We start from the raw sequence: 10459 nt of genomic DNA, 5'->3' as shown, positions 1-10459 counted from the left end.
CCGGCGCGGGCAACCTGATCAAGAACGGTGCGGGCAATTATATTCTTTCTGCCGATCATTCCATGACGGGCACTGCCACGGTGAATGCCGGTGGCATGTTCGTGAACGGCGCCATGAATGGGGTGGCCTTTACCGTGAACGATGGCGGCTTGTTGGGCGGCAATGGTTCGCTGGGCAGCACCACGGTGAACACGGGTGGCACCCTGGCGCCGGGCAACTCCATCGGTACCCTCAACATCAATGGTGATCTGACCTTTAACAGCGGCAGTGTGCTGGAACTGGAAGTGGACCCGGCCAGTAACAGTGGCGATGTGATCAATGTGACCGGGCAGGCTAACCTGGCCGGTTCGGTGCTGCATGTGGGTAACGATGGCGACTACCCGCCGTTCCGTGCCTATACCTTTCTCAATGCCGGCGGCGGTATCAACGGCCAGTTTGATAGCGTGACCTCCAATTATGCCTTCCTCGATCCCTTGCTGACCTACACCGCTGATTCGGTGTCACTGGCGTTGCTGCGTAACGACCAGTCGTTTGCCAGTGCCGCGCTCACCGACAACCAGCGTGCGGTGGCCAACAATGTGGATGGTATGTCCAGTGGCCATGCTATTTACCGTCAGGTGGTGCAGATGAGTAAAGGCGAAGCGGCAGAGGCTTTCCGGGTATTCAGTGGCGACAGTTTGCTGGCAGGGTTAACCGCGGGGCAGCAACTGCAGCAGCGTTTTGCCGCCGGTATGCGCCAGCGTGGCCGCAATGTGGGTGGCCAATCCGGCGGTGGCATGGACGCGCGTCTTTCCCGCCAGTTACAAGCGCTGGCGGCTCCGACAGACCCTTTCGCCCAGGCTGCGGTCAGTGCGGCCCCGACGGTCGCACAGGCGGCTGGCGATGCGAAGCAGCATCAACGTAACGGTGTCTGGGTACAGTCCCAGTCCTCTCGCTTTGAAGAAGACGAGCAGGGGGATATTGGTAACGCGGCTTTCACCTTCCGTGGCGATCAATTGGCACTAGGCATGGATAGTCAGGGCGAGCAGTGGCTGCTTGGCGTGGCGGCGGGTAGCGCCGATGGCTCCCTGGATTACCGCAATCGCCAGGCTGACGGCGAGGTGTCCTCCTGGTTTGCCGGCTTGTACGGCCGCTGGAGCAGCATGGGGCCCTGGTTTGTGCGCGCTGATATCAGCTATGGCCACAGCGATGTGTCCGGGCAGCGCATGGTGCTGGGCGTGCCGGCAGAATCCGACAGCAGTGTGGATGCCCTGCGCGTGGCACTGGAATCCGGCTGGGATCTGGCCTGGGGCGAAAACGGCCTGCACCCTTATGTTCAGTTGGCCATGACGCACATTGAGCGGGATGGCTTTAGTGAAACCGGCGGCGGCATCGCCGGCCTGACCGTGGACAACAGCAAAATCAACAGTGGCGAAGCCTGGCTGGGGGCAGATGTGTCCCGGGCCTTTGTGATCGGCAATGACTGGTTGATCGCGCAAGGGGGTCTGGCCGTGGTGCAGCCGTTTGGCGATACCCAGACCGAGCAGAGTGCACGTTTTGCCGGCGCCCAGCAGGGATTCACCGTGTACGGCGCGGATCAGGATGCCACCCAGCTGGCAGCCAATGTCGGGGCGGAGTGGTTCATGACCGACGACTTTTCATTATGGCTGGGATACCGCGGGCGCTTTGGCGGCGATACCGAAAGCCACGGCGGACTGCTCAGCGCCAATCTGACCTGGTAAGAGTTTAATGATGAAAAAAAGCAATGCTGTGATGTTAACCGCCACCAGTCTCTTTGTGTTGCAGGCCGGTTGCGTGGCGCCCTCCCCGGAGGAGGCCTGGCCGGGGTATCGCACTGATGGAAGTGGGCAGTTGTTGAAAACCGCTGATGGTCATTGTTGGCGAACCACCGGCTGGACCGAAAATAAAGCCGTGCCCGAATGTGATGTGGCGATCACCGGTGAGCCGGTCGCTGAAGTGGAAAACAGTGAACCTGTACGCAATGAGGTCATCGAGATTGCCGCGCCGGAAGTGTTGCGAGTGACCTTTGCATTTGATGCGGCGGATCTGACGAAGGAGAGCCGGATTGCACTGAAGGCCTGGTATCAGGATGTGGCCCGCCTTGAACGACCCGTGGTGGAAATTGATGGCTACAGTGATCCGCTGGGCGGTTACGCCTATAACCAGAAGCTGGCTAGGCGGCGTGCTCAAGCGGTAGCGTCCTGGTGGAAACAGCAGAGTGGCGATATTGCCACGCTACAGGTGGAAGGGCATGGCGAAGATAGCGCAGTCTCCGGTTATCGCTGTCAGTCGGTATCAGTAGAAAATCTGAAATCCTGCTATCAGCAGGACCGGCGGGTTGAGTTGCGTATTCAGGGAAAATAACGTGCCTGCTTGTGGTCTTGCGCAAGCGTCCATTCTGCCACGAAAAAAATAACGCTGTGTCTCGTTGCCATTTAAGGGTTGTAGAGGGAAGGTTCATGCTGAACCAATATGTACGACACCTGTACATGGAGCGCGTTGTCAGAAGAATGCTGATTGTTATGCCGTTGGCCATTATGGCAGCAGCCGTGGCAATCGCGATTGCCGGCTGAGGGAGCTGGTTCTGGTGGGCGGCGCCATCATGTGGCGCCTTTTTTGTTGTGCTGTCTCGAGTCGTTGTTATCGATCAGCTTCTTGAGGATTGCATCTCAAAGGTGATGCCGATGCGTCTGGCTTCTTCGGCGGCACGCTGACGGCGTTTCTGCGGGTCGCTAATCAGGTCGGCAAGCAGCTGTTGTTGCAGTTGCTGGGCCTGGGATGCATCCATTTCCTGCTGATCCACACGTTGTGGAATATCATCAAGCAACTGCCGGGCAATGGCATGACGTTCCTGGTCATGATCACTGCCCTTGAGCTTGTCCCAGTGTTCGCGCAGTTTGGCAAAGCGCAGCCGATTGACCAGCCGGGTCAGCTCTCTGTCACTATCGGGCTGTCCGGCGGCCACGCTTTTCAATACTCGCCACTCCATCGGTGACACAAAATCCGGACGTTCGTCGATCGTGCCACTGATTTCCGGTTTCCCCAGTTGGTGTTCCACGGCCCGGGCAGCCTGTTCCTGTTGCTGGGCCAGCTCACGGTATTGTTCGTTGCCTTCTTCGCTTTGCGTAGTGTCGCCGGGGATGGCGGCAATATCATGGGCGGGGCTGTTTGTCGCTTTCGGGTTGCCGGGCAGTAACCACCAGAGCAGGGCGGCACCGGCCATCAGAATAACGATCATTAGTTCCGGCCACTTCAATGTACTCATGATGCCTCCTGGATAGAGGGCGCCGCACTGTACGGCGCCCGGGGTGTTGCCGCCATTACCAGGTGGTGGGTGCCGGCGGGCTCACATTGAAGGAGTACTGCTGACCCGGTCCTGACATCAGCGTGGTAAACAGGCTGTTGAACAGGCCGCAACTCTTCATGCGCGGAAAGCTGGTGGTGCCGGTGAAAGTCAGATTGCCCGCGCCAAGAGCGGAGATGGGGCCATCGAAATTCACCGGGAAGGCCACCGGGCTTTCCGTCTGACAACCAAAGGGAATCTGCAGGAAGCCGAAGCCGGCGGACTTCACCGTGATATTGGCAAACGCCTGGCCATGCACATGCAGCTGACCCTGATTATCCAGTGATGCGTTGCCGCTGGTGCTACTGCTGGGTACCACGGACAGTTTCACATCCAGGGGAAGCAGGATGTTGAGCTTGGTGGAGAAGTCCGGGACTGTCAGATCACCGTTCAGGGTGCCGGCGGTCATGTTGGTGTCAGCGGTGAAGCTGGCATCGTCCGGCAGCTTCACGTCCTGGTTCAGAGTGGCAAGGTGAATATTGGCATCCAGCGGCCACTGGTCCAGTGTGACCACGAAATCGCCGCCGCCCGGATTGGCGTTGGCGGTGGGTTTGGGTTTCAGGGTGACACAGGTGCCCAGGGTGAACTTGCCGGCCATGCGGTCGTTCAGCCATGCCAGCACCGTGGGGGCGGCCTGGAACTGGGTGACGATGTGCTCGCTGGGGTAGACCCCAAAAGTCACATTGCTGAACTTGCGGCAGTATTTTTTCTTCAGCGCCAGGTGCTGCTCGAGCGGAATGAATTCATCCGCTGTGCCATGGTACTGGTAAATGGGCACGGGCATTTTTTCGCCGCCCAGTGCCTGATCTTCCAGGGTGTCATGGACGGAGGGAATGCTGGTCAGCTGCGCCAGCGACTGGTTACCGACGGTGTATTCGGCAATGTCCTTGTTCATGTAGTCGAACAGGGTATCGAAGACACACTGGTCTGCCTTGACCCTGGCAATTTCCGTCTTGCCGTGGGCATTGGCCAGGCTGTCCAGCGGAATGCCTTGCGGATACTGCTGCGCCAGGCCGATTACCGCCTGTAGCAGAAACGAGGAACCGGTGCTGGCATTCAGGTAGTTGGCAGTGTCAAAGAAATCCGCCGGGGTGCCGCCGGAGGCCACCGCTACCAGATCCACATCCGGCGCATAATCGGGCTGCAGTTCGCCGGCCCGGGCAGAGGTCTGGCCCCCCTGGGAGTAACCCCACACGGCGACACGGGAATGATCGCTGACGCCGCTATCGGGTAGCTGGCGGGCGGCCCGGACGATATCCAGCACCGCATGGCCCTGGGCAGCGCCTGACATATAGGTGGGAGTATCACCGGTGGTATAGCCCGGATTGTCGGAGACCAGAACGGTGTAGCCGGCCTGCAGGGCGGCCACGATATTGGCATTTTCATAGTCGGTGCCGTTGGCCATCTGCAGGGAGGGGGCGCAGCGTTGGGCCAGGCCGTGGGTGCCCACCGCATAGCTGATCACCGGCCGTTCCCCGGCCCCCTGCCACGGACTTTCCGGGGTCAGGATGGTGCCGGTTACCAGATTGCTGTTGCCCCTGGCATCGGTGGAGCGGTACACCACGTTCCAGGCATGGCGGGTGACCGCGCTGCTGCCAAGGTCCACGGTGGTTTGGCGGTACCAGGTCAGGTCGCCGGGGGCTCCGGCGGTCACCTGGGGCGGGTTGTAGAAGCTCATGTCGCCGGGGCCGACCATGGCCGCCTGAGCGGTGTGAGGGGTAATGCCAAGTGCGACAGCCAGCCCCAGCAAGGGGGTGGCCAGTGTTCTTGTAATCCGCATGAGGGTGCTCCTTGTTGGTGTTTTTGTATCCCGAAAAGGGAAGCCGGTGGCGCCAGCGCAAACGCTCACCGGGAAGCTGAAAACTACGCAGAGGAGCCGTTCAGTGCAGGACGATTAAGGACATTTGTCGGTTAAATGTGGCCAACGCCAGAATGATGGCCGGGCAGGTGTGACGGGCGTCTAGGCCAGGCGGTCGGTAGTGCGGTCGGTAGTCGGGTTGCGTTCCATGAATTCGCTGGGGGACAGTCCGGTCCAGCGTCGGAATGCCTTGGCAAAGGCGGAAGAGTCGGTGAAGCCCAGCATCAGGGACAGTTCGGTAATCGATTGTCCGCCGCGGGCGAAGTACTCGCGTGACAGGCGTTGGCGTACCCGGTCCAGTTCCTTTTGATAGCTGGTGCCTTCCTCGGCCAGTTTGCGCCGCAGGGTACGCCCGCTCATGCCCATTTGTGAGGCGGCATTTTCCAGTGACGGAAAGGCGCCGTAGTAGCGCAACAGCATGCGGCGCAGGCGCAGGGGCAGAAAGCGCATGGCGCGGGTGGGAATATTTTCGAACAGGGTTTTTTCCGCTGACATGGCCATCAGCCGGTTGGCCAGTGGCAGTTCCGCCTCTGCCAGGCTGGCGGGGCCGACAATGCGCGTTTCCGGCTGATTGAAATGTACCGGGCAATCGAAATAGCGCCGATAGATATTGCCCCAGGCCGGCTCCGGGTAATGGAAGTCCACACGGAAATCATGGTGCTCTTCATCAATAAGGTGCCACATGATGTTGTAGAAACTGACCATGTTCAGTTCAAAGAAGAAGTGGCTGTACGGTGCCAGGCAAATTTCTTCCGCCATGGCAAAAATACCGTCATTGCCTTCAATGCGAGGCGTCATGGAAAGCGCCGGGAACAGTTCATCGCAGAAGCGGGAGATCACTTCCAGGCATTCACGCAATGTGGTCTGGGTGACGGCCGCCACGCCGGCCATGCCATGGTGGGAGATAGTCATCAGGTTGCCCATGGCCAGGCCCAGATACGGCATTTTCAAGGCCTTTACGGCCTGATCCACCAGCGCCACAACCTGCTGTGTGCTGATGAAACGATTTTCTTCGTTGGGTTGATAGTCGATGCCTGCATTGCGGTAAAACGCCTGCTGATCGATACCGATGATGACCTCGAGGATTTCATGCGGATCATCCACGCTCAGATTCGATTTTCTGCGTAGCCAGTCCGCTTCCAGCTTCAGGCTTTTACGCAGGTCGAAATAGGTCTGTATGTGCCCAAGGGGGATACAGGGCGTGTCTCTGTCCATGATGTGATGCCGCTTTGTTATTTTTTAACGGTCCGGGGTGGATGTTTTAGCACAGAACAGTCTTTCAAAAAATGCGCGGTAAAAAGCGGCCCGTTTTAACAAAAACGCAGACGCCCGTGGATCGGTGCCACCAGTAAATGATTGTGAATTGGGGTGGGATGGGCGCGTTACGGTGTGCTTGCCATCGATTGCCGGTAGCTGAGCGCTTCGCGCAGGTGGTCGCGTGCCACCGCTTCGCTGTCGGCCAGGTCGGCGATGGTGCGGGCCACCCGGGCGCTGCGGTGCAGGGCGCGGGCGGACAGGCCCAATCGGGTCATGGCGCTGGCCAGCCATTCCCGATGAGGGCGTAGCAGGGTGTCCAGGGCATCGCTGCGCAGTTCCCGGTTGAGCTGTTGCTGGCGCTGCCATTGCCGTTGCCAGGCACGTTGTACCCGTTCACGCACCTGCTCGCTGGTTTCCCCCTCACGGTCGGCCAGCAATTCCCTGGCCTCCACCGCCGGCACTTCCAGATGCAGGTCGATGCGATCCAGTAACGGGCCGGACAGTTTGCGTTGATAACGTTTGGCCTTTTCACAGCGATAGCCACAGCTTTTTTCCGGGTCTCCCAGGTAACCGCAGGGGCAAGGGTTCATGGCGGCCACCAGCTGAAAACGGGCCGGGAAGGATAGTTGCTGGGCGGCACGGGCAATGCTGACCTGGCCGGTTTCCAGCGGTTCGCGCAGCACCTCCAGTACCTTGCGATCAAACTCCGGCAGTTCGTCGAGAAACAGGATGCCGTGGTGGGCCAGGGAGATTTCCCCGGGGCGCGGGTAGCTGCCGCCGCCTACCAGGGCGCTGGCCGAGGCGGTATGGTGCGGCGCCCGGTAGGGGCGCCGGTAAAAGATATCGGTATCACGGGGCTGGCGCAGGGAATGGATGGCGGCCACCTCCAGCGCCTGGCGACGCCCCAGTGGTGGCACCAGCCCGGGCAGGCGCGAGGCCAGCATGCTCTTGCCGGCACCGGGTGGACCGCTGAGCAACAGGGAATGGCCGCCGGCGGCGGCGATTTCCAGTACCCGTTTGGCCTGGGGCTGGCCGCGAATGTCCGACAGACAGGGGGCGTCGTCCTGTCGGCGCTGTGGCATCTGCCCGTCGTGGGGCGTCAGCGGGGCCTGCCCGGTGAAATGGGCGGCAATATCCACCAGCCGCTGACCGGCCAGGGTGGTGGCGCCGGCCAGGCTGGCTTCATCGGCGTTGTCGGCAGGTACCATCAGAGTGCGGCCGCTCTCGCCGCAGGCCAGGGCGCAGGGCAGCACTCCGGGCACCGGGCTCAGGCTGCCGTTGAGAGCCAGCTCACCAATGCACTCGTAGTCGTCGGTATTGGCGCGGCCCAGCTGACCGCTGGCCAACAGGATGCCCAGGGCGATGGGCAAATCAAAACGGCCGCCGTCCTTGGGCAGGTCGGCGGGGGCCAGGCTCACGGTGATGCGCCGCTGGGGAAATTCGAAGCCGCTGTTGACCAGTGCCGAGCGCACCCGTTCGCGGCTTTCCCGCACGGCGGTATCGCCCAGGCCGACAATACTGAAGGCGGGCAGGCCCGGCGCCAGGTGGGTTTCCACGCGCACCGCGCGGGCCTCGATGCCGACCGGAACGCGGCTGTGCAGAAGAGCGTGTGTCATGCGCCCCGAGTCTAGAGCGCGGAAGGGATGCTGGCTGTGCGTTGCCGGCCAGAGATGCTGTAAGCGATTTCCCTGACCGTTGCGGTCAGGGCTGCTGCTGCTCCAGCTCGGCGACCTGCTTTTCCAGGGCTTCCAGCTTTTCACGGGTGCGCAGCAGCACCTGCTGCTGAATGTCGAATTCCTCGCGGGTGATCAGGTCCAGGCGGCTGACGGCTTCGCCCACCACGCTGCGCACATTACGCTCCACCTCGCTGCGCAGGCTGCCCAGATCGGCGGGCAGGCGGCGGCTGATATCGGCCATCAGACGGTCGATAAAGGGTTGATCAGGCATGTCATGAAATCCTTGTAATGAAGGGGCGATGGTAGCACGGTGTCACGGGGACGCAGAACCGGCGTGGCGGGCAGGGCAACTTGCCGCACCAAAATGGGATGCGCCCCAAAACGGTGCGCTATAATGGCGCATTGGTGCCGGCCGCAAGGTCGGCACCGTTGTGTAAGCTTCTGATAAAGCATGATTTTTTAAAACTGGCATGGGTCGTGCACTTATCGGGTTAGAGCGTTCGCGCAAGCTGTGGATCGGGAACCATATCGGGGCTCGAAAAGAAACGGACGTCACCGGACGCGGTGAAAGCTGAGGAGAATGAAATGAAACTGGTTACTGCCGTTATCAAGCCGTTCAAGTTGGACGATGTGCGTGAAGCACTGTCCGAAATCGGCGTACAGGGCATCACCGTTACCGAGGTGAAGGGCTTTGGACGCCAGAAAGGTCATACCGAGCTGTACCGTGGCGCGGAATATGTCGTCGACTTTCTGCCCAAGGTAAAGATTGAAGTGGCTATTGCCGAAAGCAGTCTGGATCAGGTTATCGAAGCCATCGCCAAAGCCGCCAACACCGGCAAGATTGGTGACGGCAAGATCTTCGTGACCAGCCTGGAGCAGGCAATTCGTATTCGTACCGGTGAAACCGGTGAGGACGCGATTTAAGTTTTTTACGTGTTTAGAACGACCCATGCCAGGGCTTTAGAACACGCTTCCAATATCGGAGGGTTGCACCGTGGAAAATCATATTGTTGAACTTCAGTACGCCTTAGACACCTTTTACTTTCTGGTGATGGGCGCACTGGTCATGTGGATGGCCGCCGGTTTCGCCATGCTGGAATCGGGCCTGGTGCGTGCCAAGAACACCACCGAAATTCTCACCAAGAACATCGCGCTGTATTCCATTGCCTGCATCATGTACATGATCTGTGGCTACCACATCATGTATGGCGGTGGCTGGTTCCTGAATGGCATCAGCGACTTTGATATGGCCAGCATCATCAGCGCCAACGCCGAAAACGGGTTTGACGGCAGTGCGGTTTACTCCGCCGCGTCTGACTTCTTCTTCCAGGTTGTGTTTGTCGCCACCGCCATGTCCGTGGTGTCCGGCGCCGTGGCCGAGCGGATGAAGCTGTGGGCGTTCCTGCTGTTTGCCGTGGTCATGACGGCCTTCATCTACCCGATGGAAGGTGCCTGGACCTGGGGCGGTGCCTCCGTGTTCGGCATGTACACCCTGGGTGATCTGGGCTTCTCTGACTTCGCCGGCTCCGGCATCGTACACATGGCCGGCGCTTCTGCTGCCCTGGCGGGTGTGCTGCTGCTGGGTGCCCGTAAAGGCAAATATGGCCCCAACGGTGAAGTGCACGCGATCCCCGGTTCCAACCTGCCGCTGGCAGCACTGGGTACCCTGATCCTGTGGCTGGGCTGGTTCGGCTTCAACGGCGGTTCCGTACTGAAACTGTCTGACGCCGCCAACGCGCACTCCGTGGCCATGGTGTTCCTGAACACCAACGCCGCCGCTGCCTGTGGCTCCGTGGCTGCCATGATCGTTGCCCGCATCCTGTTCGGCAAAGCCGACCTGACCATGCTGCTCAACGGCGCCCTGGCTGGCCTGGTGGTCATCACCGCCGAGCCGTCCACTCCGTCCCCGGTCATGGCCAGCATCTTCGGTGCCATCGGTGGTGTTGTGGTGGTGTTCAGCATCCTGACCATCGACAAGCTGAAAATCGATGATCCGGTGGGTGCCATCTCCGTACACGGTGTGTGTGGTTTCCTGGGTCTGATGGTTGTGCCGATCACCAACGGTGACTCCAGCTTCTCCGGTCAGCTGATCGGTGCCGCTACCATCTTCGTCTGGGTGTTCGTGGTAAGCCTGGTCGTGTGGGGCATCATCAAGGCCGTGATGGGTATCCGCGTCACCGAGGAAGAAGAGTACGAAGGCATGGATATCATCGACTGCGGTATGGAAGCCTACCCGGAGTTTGTGAAGAGCTAATCGCCTTCTCGACAATGCAAGACAGAAAAGGGCGCCTTCGGGCCACTGCTGTCCCACAGTTGGCAGCCTCA

General features: G+C 60.1%; 9 protein-coding genes. 4 read left to right on the top strand and 5 right to left on the bottom strand.

Annotated elements, in window-relative coordinates:
* A partial coding sequence (locus tag A11A3_RS16680) for an autotransporter family protein (protein WP_008930511.1) occupies positions 1-1721 on the top strand: 1721 nt, incomplete at its 5' end.
* A gap of 10 nt (positions 1722-1731) precedes the next feature.
* Complete coding sequence (locus A11A3_RS16675; protein WP_157375815.1) at positions 1732-2364, top strand: OmpA family protein; 633 nt, start codon at positions 1732-1734, stop codon at positions 2362-2364.
* A 283-nt stretch (positions 2365-2647) separates the two neighbouring features.
* Here the strand turns inward: A11A3_RS16675 and A11A3_RS16670 are convergent, their stop codons facing one another.
* From A11A3_RS16670 to A11A3_RS16650, 5 genes are all read right to left on the bottom strand, one after another.
* Positions 2648-3265 (bottom strand): hypothetical protein, encoded by a 618-nt coding sequence (locus tag A11A3_RS16670; protein ID WP_157375813.1) that lies wholly within the window; start codon positions 3263-3265, stop codon positions 2648-2650.
* A gap of 55 nt (positions 3266-3320) precedes the next feature.
* Positions 3321-5123, bottom strand: coding sequence for a lipase family protein (locus A11A3_RS16665; RefSeq protein WP_008930508.1), 1803 nt, complete (start codon positions 5121-5123; stop codon positions 3321-3323).
* 180 nt (positions 5124-5303) lie between these two features.
* Positions 5304-6416 carry an AraC family transcriptional regulator gene (locus tag A11A3_RS16660; protein ID WP_008930507.1) on the bottom strand — a complete coding sequence of 371 codons (1113 nt, stop codon included), beginning with the start codon at positions 6414-6416 and terminating at the stop codon, positions 5304-5306.
* A 167-nt stretch (positions 6417-6583) separates the two neighbouring features.
* Positions 6584-8074: a YifB family Mg chelatase-like AAA ATPase gene (locus tag A11A3_RS16655; protein WP_008930506.1), complete on the bottom strand. Its 1491-nt coding sequence runs from the start codon at positions 8072-8074 to the stop codon at positions 6584-6586.
* 85 nt (positions 8075-8159) lie between these two features.
* The gene (locus A11A3_RS16650; RefSeq protein WP_008930505.1) at positions 8160-8405 is read right to left on the bottom strand and encodes an accessory factor UbiK family protein; all 246 of its coding nucleotides are present in this window, start codon (positions 8403-8405) and stop codon (positions 8160-8162) included.
* Positions 8406-8719: 314 nt separating this feature from the next.
* Between A11A3_RS16650 and glnK the strand changes: the two genes are divergently transcribed.
* Both glnK and A11A3_RS16640 read left to right on the top strand, forming a co-directional pair.
* On the top strand, positions 8720-9058 hold the full coding sequence (gene glnK, locus A11A3_RS16645) for a P-II family nitrogen regulator (protein ID WP_008930504.1): 339 nt from the start codon (positions 8720-8722) through the stop codon (positions 9056-9058).
* Positions 9059-9128: 70 nt separating this feature from the next.
* The gene (locus A11A3_RS16640; protein WP_008930503.1) at positions 9129-10388 is read left to right on the top strand and encodes an ammonium transporter AmtB; all 1260 of its coding nucleotides are present in this window, start codon (positions 9129-9131) and stop codon (positions 10386-10388) included.
* Positions 10389-10459: the final 71 nt, after the last annotated feature.

This window comes from Alcanivorax hongdengensis A-11-3 (assembly GCF_000300995.1).
Lineage (GTDB): Bacteria > Pseudomonadota > Gammaproteobacteria > Pseudomonadales > Alcanivoracaceae > Alcanivorax > Alcanivorax hongdengensis.
This window is presented reverse-complemented; position numbering and strand designations above follow the sequence as displayed.